Here is a 17952-nt window from a genome sequence, read left to right on the forward strand (position 1 = left end):
GTGCCGGGGGTGAAACCCCCCGGCACCGGCCCCCTCGCCGTACGGGCCCTCGAGGCCGTCAGGCGGTCGGCCGGGTGCGGGCCACCTGGACGGCGGCGCGGGCGAAGGCACGGACGGCGTCGGTGGTCCCGTCGGTACGCCACACCAGCCCGTAGCCGATCGGCTCGGCGTCGCGGAAGGGGACGTAGGCGACGCCGGGGCGCGCGTAGTAGTCGGCGGTGTGCGCGGCCGTCAGCAGGGCGCCGCGACCGGCCGCGACCAGCATCAGGGCCTCCTGCATGTTGGTGACCGCCGGACCGGCGAGCACGCCGTCCCCGCCCCCGTACTCGTCCCCGTCCCCGTCCGCAGCCGGGTCGGCCTCCGGCCGCCGGTGGACGGTGCCCGCCGCCCCGCCGGCCACCGTGATCAGCGGGACGCCCGCCAGGTCCGCCCGGGTGAGCGACGCGCGCCCGGCGAGCGGGTGGCCGGCCGCCACGGCGAGCGCCCGGTCGTCCTCCAGCAGGGTCGGGCCGTGCCCCAGGTCGTGCTCCCGCACCGGGAGTTCGACCACCTGGACGTCGAACTCGCCCTTGCGCAGCTGACCGTACGGGTCGGCCAGGGGGATCTCGCAGACCTCCACCACGAGTCGGGGGTGGCTCGCGCGCAGTTCCTCGGCCGTCCGCAGCACGATGTCGCCGACCAGCGGGGTGGCGAACCCGACGTGCAGCACGCCGTCGATGCCGCGCGCGGTGGCCCGGGCCCGGTCGACGGCGGCGGCCATCGCCCGGTGCAGCGGGGCGAGTTCGTCGTGCAGCTGGCGGCCCAGGGCGGTGAGCGCGACCCGCCGGCTGGTCCGGGTGAACAGCGGCGCACCGACCCGCCGCTCCATCCGCTGGACGAGCTGGCTCACCCGGGAGCGGGACAGCACCAGGCGCTCCGCGGTGCGGCCGAAGTGCAGTTCCTCGGCGAGGATCAGAAAGCAGTCGAGCTCGTCCTGCGGCATTCGCCGCTCCTTCCGGTGATCGTCCAGCCAGGCTGTACGAACGGTGAGCCCTTCGCCGTTGTTCCGCCCGGCCGCCCGGAGGAGGGTTGTTGACGAGACAACAACCCCCCTCTCGATCCCGAGGCGATGAGACATGCGGAACAATCAGCCGACCGCGCAGGAGCGGCCGACCATGGGCGCACGCGACTGGGGCGTGCTGCTGGTCCTCTGCGGAGCGATCTTCCTGGAGGGCATCGACGTCGCGATGCTCAACGTCGCCCTGCCGGCCATCCGCGCCGACCTGGGCATGTCGACCGGCGACCTGCAGTGGGTCATGAGCGCGTACGTGCTCGGCTACGGCGGCTTCATGCTGCTGGGCGGCCGGGCCGCCGACCTCTTCGGGCGCCGGCAGATGTTCGTCCTCTGGCTCACGGTGTTCCTGCTCTTCTCCGGACTCGGCGGGCTCGCCACCGAGGGCTGGATGCTGATCGCCGCCCGGTTCGTCACCGGCGTCGCCGCGGCCTTCATGACCCCCGCCGGCCTGTCGATCATCACGACCGGCTTCGCGGAGGGGCCCCAGCGCAACCGGGCGCTGCTCGTCTACTCCGGCACCGCCGCGGGCGGCTTCTCGATCGGCCTGGTGGTCGGCGGGCTGCTCACCTCGCTGGGCTGGCGCTGGGTATTCTTCGCCCCGGTCGTGCTGGCCGCGGCCGTCCTGGTCGCCGCACTCGCACTGGTGCCGCGCTCGTCCCGCCCGGAGCGCACCGGCCAGACCTTCGACCTGTTGGGCGGCGTCACCGTCACCGCCGCGATCGTGCTGATCGTGCTCGGCGTCGAACGGGCGGCCCACGCCGGCGCCGCCGTGACCGCCGCCACCCTCGGGGCGGGCGTCCTCGCCCTGCTGGCCTTCACCGCCGTCGAACGCCGCTCGGCCGCCCCGCTGATGCGGCTCGGGATCCTGCGCTCCGGCCGGCTGGTCCGGGTCAACCTGGCGGCGATGCTGTTCGCGGGCGGCTTCTTCGGCTTCCAGTTCCTGGTCGTGCTCTACCTGCAGGAGCTGCGCGGCTGGTCCACGATGGAGACCAGCCTCGCGATGATCGTGATCGGCATCGACGCCGTACTCTCCCCCACCCTCACCCCGAAGCTGGTGGAGCGGTTCGGCAACACCCGGGTGGTCCTCGGCGGACTCCTGCTGGCCGCGCTGGCGTACGGCCTGTTCCTGCCGCTCGGCGCCGACTGGTCGTACCTGGCGATGCTGCCCGCCCTGGTCCTCCTCGGCCTGGCCTTCGCCCTGGTCTACGGGCCGATCACGATCGCCGCGACCGAGGGCATCGAGGAGGAGGAGCAGGGCCTGGCCGGCGGACTGCTCTACACCTCCTTCCAGTTCGGCTCGGCGCTCGGCCTGTCCGCCGCGACCGCGGTCAACATCGCCGCCACCGCCTCCGGTGCACCGGCGGACCTGCTGGCGGGCTACCGGGCGGCCCTGGTGGTGCCGTTCGTCGCGGCCCTGCTCGCGGCCGCCGTCACCGCTGCCGGGCTGCGTCGCGGTGCCCCGGGCCGGACTGCCGCCGCGGGGGCGGACGCCCCGCCGGTGGCCGACGCCGCGACCGCCGGCGCCGGCGTCGCCCCCTGACCGCCCCGGCGCCCTCCGACCCCCGACAGGCCCGGGCCTGCCGGGGGTCCGCGCGGTGCCGTTCACCGGCGCCCGTCACCGGCGGGCGGGCTCGGCGGCGGCGAGCTCGGCGAGGGCCGCAGCGCTGTCCGGGTGGTCCGGGGTCCAGCCGAGCTCGGTGCGCGCCCGCTCATTGGAGACCCGCAGGCTGCTGGTGAACATCCGGTACGCATACGGCATCGGGCGGGTCAGCCAGGCGGGGACGCCCAGCGGGGCGGGGGTGCCGAAGGCCCGGGCGACGGTCCGGACGTGGGTGCCGAAGCCGGTGGGGGTGTCGTCCACGATGTTGTACGCCCGTCCGGCCCGGCCCCGTCCCTCGACGGCGAGCACCACGGCCCGGGCGGCGTCCCGGAGGTGCACCCAGGGCAGCACCCGGCCGCGGTCGGCCACCGCCGGGAGCCTGCGCCCGCGCAGCAGCTCCACCAGGGCGTCGGTGCCGCCGGGCCCGTAGAAGAGGCCGAAGCGCAGGGCGATCCCCTCGATTCCGGGGCTGGTGAGCATCAGCTCCTCCTTGGTGCGCATCGCGGCGGTGTGGCGCAGCGAGTGGCGGTCCGGCCCGGTGGTGCCGAAGGGGTCCTGCTCGGTGAGGACGCGGGTGCCGAAGTCCCGGTAGCCGTAGCCGAAGACCATCGACTCGGCGACCATCCGCCGGGCGCCGACCGCACGGGCGGCCTCGACGAGGTTGGCGGTGCCCGCGGTGCGCAGGGCGTCGGTGGCGGCCATGTCGCCGTGCCTCATGGGGGCCTTGGCGAGGGCGGTGGCGACGTGGACCACCGCGTCGGCGCGGATCCCGTCGACCGCGCGCAGCAGTGCGTCGCGGTCCAGCAGGTCCGCCACGACCGCGTTCCCGGCGCCCCGGCCCACGCCCAGGACCCGGTGTCCCGCAGCGGTCAGCTCCCGCTCCACATGGCGTCCGAAGACCCCGCTCGCCCCGGCCAGCAGTACGTTCCTGGTGTCGTCCATGCCCATGGGACAAGCGGCCGGGCCCGGACGTGACACCCGCGGACGTGAGCCGCGTCACACTGCCCGCCCGGTGTCGCGACGGATCCGCCCATACCGGATCCGGGGCGCCGCCCGGGGCCCGGACACCCCCGCCGCCCCGGCGGCCCCACGGGTATCCTTCCGCGCAGATCGGCCGAACCGGCCGGGTACGCAGGGGGAGTGAAACCGTGTCAGCTGGTCGCGCGAGGTCCCGCATCGTCGCCACCGAGGGCGGCCACCGGGTGACACCCGCCGAGCTGTTCTTCGATCTGGTGTTCGTCTATGCGATCACCCAGGTCACCGCGCTGATGGCCGCCGACCCCACGCCTGTACGGCTGCTGGGCGGGATGGTCGTGCTGGCACTGATGTGGTGGTGCTGGTGCTGCTTCGCCTGGCTGGGCAACGTCGTCCGGGCCGACACCGGGCCGGTGTTCGCGGTGGTGGTGGCGGTCATGGCGGTGGTCATGGTCGTCACGCTCACGGTGCCGGAGGTCTTCGCGGACCTGCCCGGCGGGCTGGACGCTCCGCTGGTGTTCGTCCTCTGCTACGGCGCCGTCCGCGCCCTGCACCTGGTCGCGTACCGGGTCTCCCACCCGGCCGACCCGGCGCTGCACGCCACGCTCCGGCGCACCGCGCTGACCTCGGTGATCCCGCCGTTCGCCCTGCTGCTGGTGGGCTGCGCGTTCGACGGCCTCACCCAGATCCTGGTCTGGCTGGGCGCGGTCGCGGTCGACTACGGCGCGATCTACCTGGCCGGCGCCTCCGGCTGGCAGGTCGCGGCGCCGGGCCACTTCGCCGAGCGGCACGGACTGATCGTGATCATCGCGCTGGGCGAGTCGATCGTGGCGATCGGCGTGGGGGCGTCCGGGCTGCCCGTCTCGGCGCCTGCGCTGGCCGCCGCCGTGACCGGCCTGCTGGTCGCGGCCGGCCTGTGGCGGCTGTACTTCCGGCGGATCGCCGACCCCGTCGAGCACCGGCTGACCTCGCTGGACGGCACCGACCGCACCCGGCTGGCCCGCGACGCCTACACCTTCCTGCACCTGCCGCTGGTCGCCGGGATCGTGCTGACCGCGCTCGGCATGAAGGCGGTGCTGCACCAGGTCGCCGACCGCGGGCACTACGTCCTGTCCGAGCCGCTGCACGGCATCCAGGCCTGGGCGCTGGCCGGCGGGGTGGGGCTGTTCCTGCTCGCCGCCGCGGCGATCCAGCTGCGTGCGGTCGGGCGCCGGAGCACCGTACTGATCGCCGGCGGGGCGGCCGGACTGGTCGCGGGGCCGGTGGTCGCCGTGGTCCCGGCGCTGCTCGCCCTGGCGGTGCTGGCGGCGGCGGTGACCGGGCTGGTCGCCCTGGACGGCCGGCGGGCCGCGGCCGCCCCCGAACTGGCCGCCTGAGCGGGGCTCCGGCGCGCCCGGCCCCGTCCGACGCCCGGCTCCCACCCGCCGACCGCCGTCGAACCGCCCGGCCTCCCGACGCCCGACCGTCCCGAGCAGCCGCCGTCCGGTCAGCCGCCGGGCGGCACCTTCGGCAGCCGCAGGCCCGCGACGAGGCCGAGCACGCCGACCGCCGCCAGGGTGATCATCGCGGCGGCGTACGCCCCCGAGCTGAGGCCCGCGACCAGGATGGTGCCGGCGATCGCCGTGCCCAGCGAGGAGCCCAGGTTGGAGACGCTGCGCGACAGGCCGGAGATCTCGCCCTGCTTCTCCTCCGGGAAGCTCGACTGCACCACGTTCACCGAGGGCGTCAGCATCACGCCCAGCCCCAGGCCGATCAGGAGCAGGCCCGGGGCGAAGGCCCAGGCGTTCTCCGACCCGCCGGCCAGGGCGACCAGCAGGCAGATCCCGGCGATGGTCACCGCGAAGCCCGTCACGATCAGGGTCCGCTGGGCCCACCGCCGCGCGAGGCGCTCGGCGGCCAGCGAAGTCGCCAGCAGGCCGAGGGTGGCCGCGGTGAAGATCACGCCGGTACCGATCGCCGAGTACCCGCGCACGACCTGCAGGTAGGCCGCGACCGTGAACGACACGCCCATCAGCATCAGCCACTGGACGTTCTGGGTGACCAGCCCGAGGTCGGAGGTGCGGTTGCGGAACACGCTCGGCGACAGCAGCGGCTCGCGGCCGGCCGCCTCCATGGCCCGGGCCGAGCGGAAGAACCACGCGAGCACCAGGGCGCCGGCCGCCAGCAGTGCGACCATCAGCCACAGGTTGTCGTCGGCCGCCAGGATGCCGGTGACCAGCAGCACCAGACCGGCCGCCGACAGGACCGCCCCCAGGGTGTCGAACGGCCGGGCCGGATCCGCGGGCAGCGGGTCCACCAGCCGGCGGCTGAGCAGCAGGATCACCGCGATCACCAGCGCCTGGAACACGAACGCCGCCCGCCAGCCGATCCCGGAGGTGATCAGGCCGCCGATCAGCGGTCCGGCGGCGGCGCCGACCCCGCCCAGGGCCATCACGATCCCGAACGCCCTCGCCCGCGAGGTCACCTCGGTGAACAGCAGGGTGGTGAGGATGTAGACCGGCGGGATGAGCAGCGCCGTCCCGATGCCCTCCAGGATCGAGTTGCCGAGGATGAGCACCCCGAGCCCGGGGGCCGCCGCGCTCAGCAGCGCGCCGACGCCGTAGACCGCCAGTCCGACCAGGAAGCAGCGCTTGCGCCCGTAGCGCTCGGTCAGCTTGCCGCCGGGGATCATCAGCGCCGCCATCACCAGCAGGAAGATCGTGATCGCGATCTGCACGCCCTGCACGGTGGTGTCGAGGTCCTCGCTGATGTCGTTGATCATCACGTTCATGTTGGAGCCGGCGAAGCTGCAGATGAACTGCGCCAGGGCCAGCGGGGCCAGCACCCGGCCGGCGCCCGCCGCCGCGCCGCCCGCCGCTCCCGGGCCCCTGTCCGCCGGGCCGGTCGTCGGGCCGCTCATCGCAGCGGCCTCAGCTCGTGCATCACGTCCCGGCCCTCCTGGATGACCCCGTAGCAGGACTCCGGCACCGCGTTCCAGGCCCCCGGCAGGTCGCCGAGCGGCTCCGACACCACCAGGCGGGTCCCGGGCGCGAGTGCCTGCAGCTCGGCCCGGTCCGGGTACAGCCGGCGCAGCGACTCCACCTCGGTGCTGTAGAAGAGCGAGCGGGAGCTGCGCTCGCTGGAGTAGCGGAACGCCCAGATCCGGACGCCGTCGGAGACCGCGACCGTCATCTGCAGCGGGTCCGGTACGCCGTGACGCTCCGCCACCTGCTCCACCAGGCCCATCATCCCGGCGACGCCGCGCGGCGGATCGTCCTCCAGACCCATGGTCAGGGCCAGGTGGAACATCACCTCGGAGTCGGTGGACCCGGCGATCGAGCCGTAGTAGGCGGGGTCCACGGCCAGCACGAGGTCGCGTTTGAGCTCCGGGAAGCCGTTGATCAGTCCGTTGTGCATCCACAGCCACCGGCCGTACCGGAAGGGGTGGCAGTTGGTCTGCTGGACGCCGGTGCCGGTGGAGGCCCGGATGTGCGCGAAGAAGAGCGGGGAGCGGATGCGCCCGGCCAGTTCGCGCAGGTTGACGTCGCTCCACGCGGGGCCGACCCCGCGGAACAGCGCCGGCTCGCCGACGGCCGGACGCCCCTCGGCGTCGCCCTCGTACCAGCCGACCCCGAAGCCGTCGCCGTTGGTCGTCTCGACGCCCAGCCGTGCGTGGCGGCTCTGGTCGATCAGCGAGTTGGCGGGCTTGTACAGCACCTCGTCCAGCGGGATCGGCGACCCCGAGTAGGCCAGCCACCTGCACATCGACCTCACCACCCAAGCGCCGGCGCTCGCGTGCGGCCCGCGGGCGGGGCGCTCCCGGCCCTTCCACGGTAAGCCCGGTCCCCGGCCCCCACCCGGCGGGGCGGGGGGCCGGGCCTGCCTCACCCGGTCGGCGCATTCCTGCTGGCAGCGCCCCTGGCCGCGGCCGAAGGTGGGGGCGAACCCTGCCCGCGGGCCGGGCCGCGCCCGCAGACCCCGAGGAGACCCCATGGACGCCTACCCGCCGATCGCGGAGCACGGTCTGATCGGGGACCTCCAGACGTGTGCGCTGGTCTCCTCCGCGGGCGTGCTCGACTGGTTCTGCGCGCCCCGCTTCGACTCCCCCAGCATCTTCGCCGCCCTCCTCGACCGGCAGCGCGGCGGCCACTTCACCGTCACCGCGGCCGCCCCGGACGTGACCGTGCGCCAGCTCTACCTGGCGGACACCGCCGTCCTGGTCACCCGCTTCCTGTCGCCCGAGGGCGTCGGCGAGGTCCTGGACTTCATGCCCGTGCCCGACCCGCACACCGCCACCGGCCGGCACCGGGTCGTCCGGGCGCTGCGGGTGGTGCGCGGCACCGTCCGCTTCCGGATCGAGTGCCGGCCGCGGCTGGACTACGGCCGCCGGTCGCACGGCCTGGCGCTGGACGCCGAGCGGGCCCGGTTCACCGGCGCCGGCCTGGACCTGTACCTGGAGGCCGTCGGCGCGGTCCGCCTGGAACGCGACGGCGACGACGCCACGGCGTCCGTCGAGCTCCGGGCGGGCGAGCTCGCCGCGCTGGTGCTGACCGTGTGCGAGGCCGGCGACCCGCCGCCGGCACCGGTGTCGCTGGACGGGGCGCGGGCCGAGTTCGAGCAGGTCCGGCACTTCTGGCTGGACTGGATCAGCCGGTGCCGCTACCGGGGCCGCTGGCAGCAGATGGTCAACCGCTCCGCGATCACCCTCAAGCTCCTCACCTACGCCCCCACCGGCGCGCCGATCGCCGCCGCCACCATGGGCCTGCCGGAGCAGGAGGGCGGCGAGCGCAACTGGGACTACCGCTACACCTGGGTGCGCGACGCCTCGCTGTCGGTCCGGGCCATGCGCGCGCTCGGCTACACCGAGGAGGCCACCGCCTTCCGCGGCTGGCTGGCCGACCGGCTGCGCGAGGGCGACGCCCCCAACGGCGAACCGCTGCAGATCATGTACCGGATCGACGGCGACCCCCACCTCACCGAGGAGACCCTCGACCACTGGGAGGGCTGGCGCGCCTCCGCCCCCGTCCGGGCCGGCAACGGCGCCGCCGACCAGCTGCAGCTGGACATCTACGGCGAGGCCGTCTTCGCCCTCGCCCAGCCCGACGACCGCGCCGACTCCGTCGGCTACGACGACTGGCACAGCGCCGCCGAACTCCTCGACTGGCTCTGCGACCACTGGGACCGCCCCGACGAGGGCATCTGGGAGACCCGCGGCGGCCGCAAGGACTTCACCTACAGCCGCCTGATGTGCTGGACCGCCCTCGACCGCGGCATCCGCCAGGCCACCGCGCACGCCCGGCCCGCCGACCTGGAGCGCTGGCGCGACACCCGCGACGCGATCCTGGAGCAGATCATGGAGCGCGGCTGGAGCAGCGAGCGGCGGGCGTTCGTCCAGCACTACGACGACACGGTCCTGGACGCCTCCCTGCTGCTCATGCCGCTGGTCGGCTTCATCGCCCCGAAGGACCCGCGCTGGCTCTCCACCCTCGACGCGATGGACGGCGAACTGGTCTCGGACAGCCTCGTCTACCGGTACGACCCGGCCGCCTCCCCCGACGGGCTGCGCGGCTCCGAGGGCACCTTCTCGCTGTGCACCTTCCTGTACGTGCACGCCCTGGCCCGGGCCGGCCGGCTCGACCAGGCCCGGTACGCCTTCGACAAGATGCTCACGTACGCCAACCACGTCGGCCTGTTCGCCGAGGAGATCGGCCCCAGCGGCGAGCAGCTCGGCAACTTCCCGCAGGCGTTCACCCACCTCGCCCTGATCACCGCGGCCCTCGCCCTGGACTCCGAGCTGGACCGCGCGGACGACTGACCCCCGGCGACGCCCGGCCCCCGGCGCGGGACGTCGCCCGCGCCAGGGGCCGGGGGGTCGGGGGTCGGGAGCCGGTCCGTCAGCCGCCGAGGACGCGGGCCTTCTGGGCGGCGAACTCCTCCTCGGTCAGCACGCCCTGCTCCTTGAGCTGGGCGAGTTCCTTGAGCTGGGCGATGGTGTCGGTCGTCCCGGCCGCGGCGGGCGGCGGGGCGTACTGCTGCTGGGGCGGGGCGGCGTACTGCTGCTGGGCCTCGGCGGCGCGGGCGTCGTCCTGGGCCGCCCAGCGGCCGGCCTGCCGGCGCGAGACGCGGTTGGAGACGGCGGTGGCCGTCCCGGCGACCACGGCCGTGCGGGCGACGCCGCGCAGAAGTCCGGGCATGGTGTCCTCCGTGGGTGGGTGCGGGTCCGTGGGAGTGGGCGGGGTGGGCGGCCTGCCGTCAGGACTCCAGGGCGTCCAGGGCGTCGACGATGTCCTGGACCGGCACCCGGCCCCCGGCCACCATGCGGGCGCCGCTGCGGCGCAGCGCGGACGCGAAGGGGGCGGCCCACAGGTTCTCGTAGAGCAGGACGGCGGCGGAGTCCCCGGGCTCCAGGAGGGCGCCGGCGTCGGCCATCTCGTCCTGTCCCAGGAGGCCGGAGGAGGCGCCCTCGAAGACCGTGAGGTCCAGCAGGCCGTCACCGTCCACGTCGGCCAGTTCGAGGCCGGTCACCGAGCCGTCCTCCTCCCGCTTGACGAAGGTCAGGTCGAGGAGGCGGACGATGCCGCGGTCCACGAGGTCGACGAGCAGCGGGAAGGCCTCGCCGGTCAGTTTGCTGCCGGGGAACTGGACGACCAGGTAGTCGATCGGGCCGATGTCGTTGATTTCTTCGCTCATGTCCGCTCCTGGGGGTTCGGCCGGGCGGAGCCGGAGCTGCGGGGACGGCGGTGCGGCGTGGCGCGCCGGACCGGGCCGCGCCGCGCGGCGCGCTCCCGGCGGTCCCGTGCTCCGGGCCCACTTGAATTATCGGCCCGGGGACCGTTCCCGGCAGGGCGGAGCCGGTTCGCCCGAAGGTGCGGGGCCGGTCCGTCGCGGCACGGCGCCTCAGTGGCCGATCGCCGCCTTGGCCGCCACGATCACCAGTCCGAGGGCCAGGTGGACCACCGCCTCCACGGCCGCCTGCCGGCGCGAGGCCAGGGCCCGCAGGGCGCCCACGTACGCCCAGGCGACCTGCTGCGCCACCGCCACGCCCAGCGCGAACCAGGCGGTGGCGGCCAGCCCCAGCCCGACCACGGCGCTCAGCGCCACCACGGCGGCCGGCAGCACCGCCGCCTCGACGATCGACCACTCCTTGCGCCCGACCGCACGGACCTCGGCCCAGCCCACCGGCCTCCCGGCCTCGCGCTCCCCGGCGACCCGGGCGTAGACGTGGGCGGCCCAGAACACCACCCCGGTGACGAGCAGCAGCACCACGGCCTCGACGCGGGGGAACTCGCCCGCGGCACTCGACGAGGCGATCACCGAGGCCGCGAGCAGGGAGCCGTAGACCGCGCCCGCGTAGTCGGTCCGTACCGCCGGGCGGCCGTCGTGGCCCGGCCGGTGCCGCCAGGGGAGGAGGTGGTGTCTCACCGGCCCACGGTAAGCCGCGGGCCGGGCCCGGTCGGGCCCCGAACCGGCGCTTGTACTCCGACGGGGTGATGCCGATCGACGCCGTCCCGGGCCGCGGGGACGCCACGACCGGTCAGCTCGTCCCCGGCGGCCGACCGGACCGGACCGGGGGCACCGGGTGTGTCGTCCGCCGGCCGGACCGGGGGCGCCGTGTGTCGTCCGCCGGCCGGACCGGAGGCCCGGGCGCTCATCCGACCGCCGGACCGCCGTGCCGGGCGCGGAGCTCCAGGTACCGGCCGAGCAGTGCGGCCGCGTGGAGCCGGGCCAGCCCCTGGGCGGTGAGCCGCCGCTGCCAGTCCTCCAGTGCGGCGGTCAGGGCGTCCGTGCCGCCCGCGCTGCGCAGCTGCCGGACGACCGTGGCGATCTGCTCCAGCGGCCGGCCGCCGCGCCGCAGCAGGCGGGCGAAGTCGGCGTCGCGGACGTCGCCCGCCCGGTAGCGGCGGTGGCCGGTGGCCGGGTCCCGTTCGGGGGCGAGGACGCCGGCGGCCTCCCAGGCGCGCAGGGTCGCCGGGGTCAGGCCGAGCCGGTGGGCGAGTTCGCCGATGCTGCGGGTCGGCGGGCCGTCCGCGGGCACCCGGCCGGCGGCCGGGGCGTCCCCGGCGAGCTGCTCCACCGCGCGGCGGACGGTGTCCAGGGTGTCCCGGTCGTGCAGCGCCCGGGCGTGGCCCCGGTCGAGGGCCGCCAGGGCGGCGTCCGGGTCGCCGCGGTGCAGGGCCGTCATGACCTGCCCGGCGGTGGCGTGCCCGTGGGCCGGGACGAGGGCGAGGAAGGCGCGCAGCGCCGCCGCGTGCACCTCGGTGTAGACGCGGTGGCCGGAGGCGGTGCGCGCGGCGGGCGGGAGGTAGCCGTCCTGCTCGTAGTTGCGCACCGCCTGGGTCGAGATGCCGTGCTCGCGGGCGAGGTCGGACGGTCGCACGGGCTCCTCCTGGTTCGAGGTTCTGCGGGGCGGTTCGGCGGCCGGGACGGCAAAAGCCTCAACCGAACCCTCAAGGATACGCTTGAGGTCCATGACACAGGACATCCGAGACCTCATGACCGTGCCGTGGGACCTGCTCGGGCTCGGCGAACCGACCCACCGGGAGCCGGGCTTCGCACTGCTCCGCAACGAGCTGTTCGCGCAACTGGCCGACCGCGGCTTCCGCTCGATCGCCCTGGAGACCGACCGGGTGGCCGCCCTCGTCGTGGACGACTACGTCCGGGAGGGGGCGGGCTCCCTGGGCACGGCGATGCGCGAGGGCTTCTCGCACGGCTTCGGGGAGTGGGAGGCCAACCGTCGGCTGGTCGCCTGGATGCGGGCGTACAACCGCGACCGGGCGCCGGAGGAGCGGCTCGCCTTCCACGGCTTCGACATCCCGACCGAGAACACCAGCGCGCCCAGCCCCCGCAGCTACCTCGAACACGCCCGCGACCACCTCGGCCTCGACCACGACATCGCGGGCCCGGCCGGCCCGGACGAGCGCTGGAGCCGCCCGGAGGCCGTCCTCGACCCGGCGGCCTCGCCCGGGGCCACCGGCGAGGCCGAGCGGCTGCGCGCGATCGGCGAGGACCTGCTCGACGAGCTGTACGCCCGGGCCCCGGAGCGGATCGCGGCGACCTCGCGGACCGCGTGGTCCCGGGCGCGGATCCACCTCACCGCCGGGCTCCAACTGCTGCGCTACCACCGGGAGTCCGCCGTCCCGCGCGAGCAGCCCGCCCGGGTGGCCCGGCTGCTGGCCGTCCGCGACCTGCACATGGCCCGCAACCTGCTCGACCTCCGCCGGGCCGAGGCCGACCGGGGGCCGACCCTGGTCCACGCCCACAACCTGCACCTGCAGCGGACGCCGAGCACCTGGCGGATGGGCGACACCGACCTCGACTGGAACGGCGCCGGCGCGATCGTGGGCGCCCTGCTGGGCGAGCGGTACGGCTTCGTGGCCGGGAGCCTGGGCCGCAGTGCGGCGCTCGGACTCGGCGAGCCGGCCCCGGACACCCCCGAGGGCCTGCTGCAGCGCCGGTTCACCACCTGGGGTCTGACCGTCCCCCCTGCGGTCGGCGACACCCGGCCGCGGACCGACACCACCCCCGCCCAGGGGTACTTCCCGCTCGACCGGGCCGTCCTCGACACCGCCGACGCCCTCCTGCACCTCGCCGACGGCGCCGCCCCGATCGGCCGCTGACCGGGCTGCCGATCGACCGCGGCCTCACCCCCAGGCCCCGCCCCCGACCCCGGACCCCGGGCCCCGCCGCGCCCGCCACAGCCCGCGGCGGGGCCCGAATCCCGGACGCCTGATCGCCAAGTGGCCCGTCCGTTCGATAGCTTGGAACCAGGCATCGGCAGTCCAGTCCTGCGGAGGGGGCCCACGCATGAGCGAGCAGTCGCACCACCGCAGGACCGTTCGCGGGCCGGTGCCGCCCTCCGGCGCCGCACCACCGTGACGGCCGTGGCCTGCTGTGACGCTCACACCCGGACGGGGCACGCTGTGCGGTCGGCTTAACCCCCCGCACCCACCGGGTGTGACGCCTCGGAAATGCGATCTTCTTACGGTGCTGATCGTGGGGGTGACCCCACCGCCCGCCGCGCCCGGTGCGCGGAGGGCACGGACTGCGAGGGAGGGAGTCCCGGTGACGACGACGCCAGGCTCGAAGGCGGACGGCGTGCGGACGGTCTGCTCGTACTGCGGCGTCGGCTGCGGGATCGTGCTGCAGATCGACCGGGACGCCGCGACCGGCCGACGCACCGTCAGCAAGGCCTCCGGGGACCCGGACCACCCCGCGAACGGGGGCCGGCTCTGCACGAAGGGGGCGACCAGCGCCGACCTGATGGCCGCCCCGGGGCGCGCCGACCGGGCCCTGGTCCGGTCCGAGCGCGGCGCCGAACCGGTCCCGGCGGACGTCGACGCGGCGATCGCCGAGGTCGCCCGCCGGCTGCGGGCGATCCTCGACGAGCACGGCCCGGACGCGCTCTCCTTCTACGTCTCCGGCCAGATGTCGCTGGAGGCCCAGTACCTGGCGAACAAGCTGGCCAAGGGATTCGTGCGGACCAACCAGATCGAGTCCAACTCCCGGCTGTGCATGGCCAGCGCCGGCTCCGGCTACAAGCTCTCGCTCGGCGCGGACGGGCCGCCCGGCTCCTACCAGGACCTCGACCGGGCGGACGCCTTCCTCGTTATCGGCGCCAACATGGCCGACTGCCACCCGATCCTCTTCCTGCGGATGATGGACCGGGTGAAGTCCGCCGGCGCCAAGCTCGTCGTCGTCGACCCGCGCCGCACCGCCACCGCCGACAAGGCCGACCTCTTCCTGCAGATCCGCCCGGGCACCGACCTGGCGCTGCTCAACGGGCTGCTGCACCTGCTGGTGGCGGAGGGCTACACCGACCCGGAGTTCATCGCGGAGTTCACCGAGGGCTGGGAGGAGATGCCGGCCTTCCTCGCGGACTACCCGCCGGACCGGGTCGCCGAGGTCACCGGGATACCGGAGGCCGACATCCGGCAGGCCGCCCGCTGGATCGGCGAGGCCGGCGAGTGGACGAGCTGCTGGACGATGGGCCTCAACCAGTCCACCCACGGCACCTGGAACACCAACGCCCTGGTCAACCTGCACCTCGCCACCGGGGCGATCTGCCGCCCCGGCAGCGGCCCCTTCTCACTCACCGGCCAGCCCAACGCGATGGGCGGCCGCGAGATGGGCTACATGGGCCCCGGCCTGCCCGGGCAGCGCTCGGTGCTGGTACCGGAGGAGCGCGCCTTCACCGAGGAGCTGTGGGGCCTGGAGGCCGGGGCGCTACGCACCGACGTGGGCCGCGGCACGGTGGAGATGTTCGAGCGGATGGCGGACGGCGCGATCAAGGCCTGCTGGATCATCTGCACCAATCCGGTCGCCTCGGTGGCCAACCGCCGCACCGTCATCGCCGGGCTGGAGGCCGCCGAACTGGTCGTCGCCCAGGACGTGTTCACCGAGACCGAGACGACCGCCTACGCCGACGTGCTGCTGCCCGCCGCCCTGTGGGCGGAGTCCGACGGCGTCATGATCAACTCGGAGCGGAACCTCACCCTCGTCCAGGGCGTCGTCGACCCGCCCGGCCAGGCGCTGCCCGACTGGCAGCTGATCGCCCGGGTCGCCTGCGCGATGGGCTTCACCGACGCCTTCGACTACGCGAGCGCCGAAGAGGTCTTCGAGGAGATCAAGCGCTTCCACAACCCCGCGACCGGCTGGGACCTGCGCGGCGTCGACTACGCCCGGCTGCGCACCGGACCCGTGCAGTGGCCGGCCGCCGAGCCGGACGGCGAGGACCGCAACCCGATCCGCTACCTCAACGACGGCGTCAGCCAGCGGCAGCTGGAGCACGCCGACGGCAGCCGGCCCCGGCTCGCCTTCCCCACCGCCACCGGGCGGGCGCGCTTCTTCGCCCGCCCCCACCTGCCCGCCGCCGAACTCCCGGACCACGACTACCCCTTCGTCCTCAACACCGGTCGGCTCCAGCACCAGTGGCACACCCTCACCAAGACCGGCAAGGTGGCCAAGCTCAACCGGCTCAACCCCGGCCCGTTCGTGGAGATCCACCCGGACGACGCCGCGGCCATGTTCGCCGTCGACGGCGACCGCATCGAGGTGACCTCCCGCCGCGGGCGCGCGGTCCTGCCCGCCGTGGTCACCGACCGGGTCCGCCCCAGGACCTGCTTCGCGCCGTTCCACTGGCACGACCTCTTCGGCGAGTACCTGAGCATCAACGCCGTGACCAACGACGCCGTCGACCCGGTCTCGTTCCAGCCCGAGCTGAAGGTCTGCGCCGTGGCGCTGCGCGTGGTGGCCGCCCGCCCCGGTACGGGCTCCGCCGCACCGTGGCCCACGGCCGTCCCGGCACCGCCCGTCCCCGTCCCCGCGCTCGCCGGGGCCGCACCCACCGCGCCCGGCGGGGCCGCCGACGAGGTGCACACGGCCGTCGGCGCGCTGGCCGCCCGCTTCGACCTCGCCGAGCTCGCCCCGCCGGTCCTCACCGACCTGGAGCGCCGCTACCTCTCCGGCTACCTCTCCGGCGTCGCCCTGGCCCCGCTCGGCGGCGTCCCGGTCCTGCCCGCGGACGCGCCGTTCGCGACGGCCACCGCCACCTGGGTGGACGGCGTCCTGGCCGGGATGTTCTCCCGGGTCACCGTCCCCACCGCGCCCCGACCCGCCGCCGCACCGACCCCGGCCGCGCCCGCCCCGGGCGGCACCGCACCGGACGCCGCACCGGCACGCGAACTGCTGGTCCTGTGGGCCTCGCAGACCGGCAACGCCGAGGAGTTCGCCGCCACCGCCGCCGCCCGGCTGACCGGGGCGGGCCGCACCGCGACCCTGCTCACCATGGCCGACACCACACCGCAGCGGCTCACCGCCGGGACCGACCTGCTGATCGTCACCAGCACCTTCGGCGACGGCGAGGCCCCCGACAACGGCGCCGGCTTCTGGCAGGAGCTGGCCGCCGACGGCGCCCCGCAGCTCACCGGCGTCCGCTACGCCGTCCTCGCCCTCGGCGACTCCCACTACGACGACTTCTGCGGCCACGGCCGCCGCCTGGACGAACGCCTCGCCGCCCTCGGCGCCACCCGCCTGCAGCCGCGCACCGACTGCGAACCGGACTACGAGGAGCCCGCCTCGGAGTGGCTGGACCGGGTCGTCGCCCTCCTCACCACCGCCGGCCCCGCCGTGCCCCGGCCGCGCTCCGCCGACCACCGGACGGCCCCCGCACCCGCCGCCCCCGCGCCCGCCGGCCACAAGTCCTCGCCCTTCGCGACCCTCCTCGTCGGCAACCGGCTGCTCAGCCTGCCCGGCTCGCAGAAGGAGGTCCGGCAGTTCGCCTTCGACACCCGCGGCGGCGAACTCGCCTACCAGCCCGGGGACTCGCTCGGCGTCTGGCCGACCAACGGCGCCGGACTCGTCGCCGAATGGCTCGCCCTGACCGGCCTCGACCCCGCGCAGCCGCTCACCCTGCCGCAGATCGGCGAGGTCACGCTCGGCGAGGCCCTGCGCACCCGCCTGGACATCACCCGGATCACCCCCGACCTGCTCGGGTTCGTCGCCGACCGCACCGGCGACCGCGATCTGCGGCGACTGCTGCGCCCCGACAACAAGGGCGAGCTGGCCAAGTGGAGCTGGGGCCGCCAGGCCGCCGACGTGGTCGGCGCCCTCCCCGTCCGGGCGTCCGCCGAGGAGTGGGCCGGCGTCCTCAAGCGGCTCCAGCCCCGGCTGTACTCGATCTCCTCCAGCCCGCTGGCGCACCCCGGCGAGGTCCGGCTGACCGTCTCCGTGGTCCGCTACGCCAACGACCTGGGCCGCGAACGCCGGGGCGTCTGCTCCACCTACCTCGCGGACTGCGCCGACGACGGCCCGGTGCCGGTGTTCGTCCAGCGCTCGCCGCACTTCCGGCCGCCGGCCGACCCCGCCACGCCGATGATCATGGTGGGCCCGGGCACCGGGGTCGCGCCGTTCGTCGGCTTCCTGGAGGACCGGCGGGCCCGCGGCCACACCGGCCCCAACTGGCTGTTCTTCGGCGAGCAGCGCGAGGCCACCGACCACTACTACCGCGAGGAACTCGCCGCCTTCCGCGCCTCCGGCCACCTGGACCGGCTCGACCTCGCCTTCTCCCGCGACCAGCGCAACAAGGTCTACGTCCAGGACCGCATGCACGAGCAGGGGCCGCGCCTGTGGCGCTGGCTCCAGGACGGCGCCCACCTGTACGTCTGCGGCGACGCCGGCCGGATGGCCAAGGACGTCGACCGGGCGCTGCGCACGATCGTCGCCACCCACGGCGGGATGGACGAGGAGGCGGCGGCCGGCTGGGTCCGGCAGCTGGCCGCCGACAAGCGGTACGTCCGGGACGTCTACTGACGGGTCCGCGGACGGACCGCGGGACGGCCGCGGGCGG

The 17952-nt window shown here is 75.2% G+C and carries 13 protein-coding genes; 5 read left to right on the top strand and 8 right to left on the bottom strand.

Translation table 11 applies throughout. The features are described 5' to 3' along the window. Nucleotides 1–58: 58 nt before the first annotated feature. On the bottom strand, nucleotides 59–982 hold the full coding sequence (locus ACWGB8_RS33425; RefSeq protein ID WP_452217401.1) for a LysR family transcriptional regulator: 924 nt from the start codon (nucleotides 980–982) through the stop codon (nucleotides 59–61). 172 nt (nucleotides 983–1154) lie between these two features. Between ACWGB8_RS33425 and ACWGB8_RS33430 the strand changes: the two genes are divergently transcribed. Further along, nucleotides 1155–2594, top strand: a complete 1440-nt coding sequence (locus ACWGB8_RS33430; protein ID WP_452217413.1) for an MFS transporter — start codon at nucleotides 1155–1157, stop codon at nucleotides 2592–2594. Nucleotides 2595–2669: 75 nt separating this feature from the next. Here ACWGB8_RS33430 and ACWGB8_RS33435 read toward each other — a convergent pair whose 3' ends face one another. Beyond that, nucleotides 2670–3596 carry an NAD-dependent epimerase/dehydratase family protein gene (locus ACWGB8_RS33435; protein WP_452217402.1) on the bottom strand — a complete coding sequence of 309 codons (927 nt, stop codon included), beginning with the start codon at nucleotides 3594–3596 and terminating at the stop codon, nucleotides 2670–2672. Between the two features lie 206 nt (nucleotides 3597–3802). Here ACWGB8_RS33435 and ACWGB8_RS33440 point away from each other — a divergent pair, with 206 nt between their 5' ends. Then, nucleotides 3803–5005: a low temperature requirement protein A gene (locus ACWGB8_RS33440; protein ID WP_452217403.1), complete on the top strand. Its 1203-nt coding sequence runs from the start codon at nucleotides 3803–3805 to the stop codon at nucleotides 5003–5005. A 110-nt stretch (nucleotides 5006–5115) separates the two neighbouring features. Here the strand turns inward: ACWGB8_RS33440 and ACWGB8_RS33445 are convergent, their stop codons facing one another. Both ACWGB8_RS33445 and ACWGB8_RS33450 read right to left on the bottom strand, forming a co-directional pair. Next, nucleotides 5116–6528 (bottom strand): MFS transporter, encoded by a 1413-nt coding sequence (locus ACWGB8_RS33445; protein WP_452217404.1) that lies wholly within the window; start codon nucleotides 6526–6528, stop codon nucleotides 5116–5118. Further along, complete coding sequence (locus tag ACWGB8_RS33450; protein ID WP_452217405.1) at nucleotides 6525–7373, bottom strand: class II glutamine amidotransferase; 849 nt, start codon at nucleotides 7371–7373, stop codon at nucleotides 6525–6527. Before ACWGB8_RS33450 ends, ACWGB8_RS33445 begins: the two co-directional genes overlap by 4 nt. A 226-nt stretch (nucleotides 7374–7599) precedes the next feature. On the opposite strand from ACWGB8_RS33450, the gene ACWGB8_RS33455 reads away from it, so the two are divergent. Beyond that, complete coding sequence (locus ACWGB8_RS33455) at nucleotides 7600–9423, top strand: glycoside hydrolase family 15 protein (protein WP_452217406.1); 1824 nt, start codon at nucleotides 7600–7602, stop codon at nucleotides 9421–9423. Between the two features lie 79 nt (nucleotides 9424–9502). On the opposite strand, the gene ACWGB8_RS33460 is transcribed toward ACWGB8_RS33455, so the two are convergent. From ACWGB8_RS33460 to ACWGB8_RS33475, 4 genes are all read right to left on the bottom strand, one after another. After that, nucleotides 9503–9802, bottom strand: a complete 300-nt coding sequence (locus tag ACWGB8_RS33460) for an SHOCT domain-containing protein (protein ID WP_452217407.1) — start codon at nucleotides 9800–9802, stop codon at nucleotides 9503–9505. A 58-nt stretch (nucleotides 9803–9860) separates the two neighbouring features. Continuing rightward, nucleotides 9861–10298 carry a DUF6325 family protein gene (locus ACWGB8_RS33465; protein WP_452217408.1) on the bottom strand — a complete coding sequence of 146 codons (438 nt, stop codon included), beginning with the start codon at nucleotides 10296–10298 and terminating at the stop codon, nucleotides 9861–9863. 207 nt (nucleotides 10299–10505) lie between these two features. Further along, a complete protein-coding gene (locus ACWGB8_RS33470) occupies nucleotides 10506–11030 on the bottom strand; it encodes a hypothetical protein (RefSeq protein ID WP_452217409.1) in 525 nt (174 codons plus the stop codon). Between the two features lie 226 nt (nucleotides 11031–11256). Further along, nucleotides 11257–11985 carry a MerR family DNA-binding transcriptional regulator gene (locus ACWGB8_RS33475; protein ID WP_452217410.1) on the bottom strand — a complete coding sequence of 243 codons (729 nt, stop codon included), beginning with the start codon at nucleotides 11983–11985 and terminating at the stop codon, nucleotides 11257–11259. A 91-nt stretch (nucleotides 11986–12076) separates the two neighbouring features. Here ACWGB8_RS33475 and ACWGB8_RS33480 point away from each other — a divergent pair, with 91 nt between their 5' ends. Together ACWGB8_RS33480 and ACWGB8_RS33485 are read left to right on the top strand one after the other, a co-directional pair. Then, nucleotides 12077–13225 carry an erythromycin esterase family protein gene (locus ACWGB8_RS33480; RefSeq protein ID WP_452217411.1) on the top strand — a complete coding sequence of 383 codons (1149 nt, stop codon included), beginning with the start codon at nucleotides 12077–12079 and terminating at the stop codon, nucleotides 13223–13225. A 445-nt stretch (nucleotides 13226–13670) separates the two neighbouring features. After that, nucleotides 13671–17915 (top strand): molybdopterin-dependent oxidoreductase, encoded by a 4245-nt coding sequence (locus ACWGB8_RS33485; protein WP_452217412.1) that lies wholly within the window; start codon nucleotides 13671–13673, stop codon nucleotides 17913–17915. The last annotated feature ends 37 nt before the right edge of the window (nucleotides 17916–17952 follow it).

Source organism: Kitasatospora sp. NPDC054939, assembly GCF_053610105.1.

Bases quoted from the DNA above. Each gene is read 5' to 3' on its own strand.
- ACWGB8_RS33480 (WP_452217411.1), top strand. From the start codon at position 12,077: ATGACACAGGACATCCGAGACCTCATGACCGTGCCGTGGGACCTGCTC.
- ACWGB8_RS33450 (WP_452217405.1), bottom strand. From the start codon at position 7,373: ATGTGCAGGTGGCTGGCCTACTCGGGGTCGCCGATCCCGCTGGACGAG.
- ACWGB8_RS33430 (WP_452217413.1), top strand. From the start codon at position 1,155: ATGGGCGCACGCGACTGGGGCGTGCTGCTGGTCCTCTGCGGAGCGATC.
- ACWGB8_RS33460 (WP_452217407.1), bottom strand. From the start codon at position 9,802: ATGCCCGGACTTCTGCGCGGCGTCGCCCGCACGGCCGTGGTCGCCGGG.
- ACWGB8_RS33435 (WP_452217402.1), bottom strand. From the start codon at position 3,596: ATGGACGACACCAGGAACGTACTGCTGGCCGGGGCGAGCGGGGTCTTC.
- ACWGB8_RS33455 (WP_452217406.1), top strand. From the start codon at position 7,600: ATGGACGCCTACCCGCCGATCGCGGAGCACGGTCTGATCGGGGACCTC.
- ACWGB8_RS33465 (WP_452217408.1), bottom strand. From the start codon at position 10,298: ATGAGCGAAGAAATCAACGACATCGGCCCGATCGACTACCTGGTCGTC.
- ACWGB8_RS33425 (WP_452217401.1), bottom strand. From the start codon at position 982: ATGCCGCAGGACGAGCTCGACTGCTTTCTGATCCTCGCCGAGGAACTG.
- ACWGB8_RS33445 (WP_452217404.1), bottom strand. From the start codon at position 6,528: ATGAGCGGCCCGACGACCGGCCCGGCGGACAGGGGCCCGGGAGCGGCG.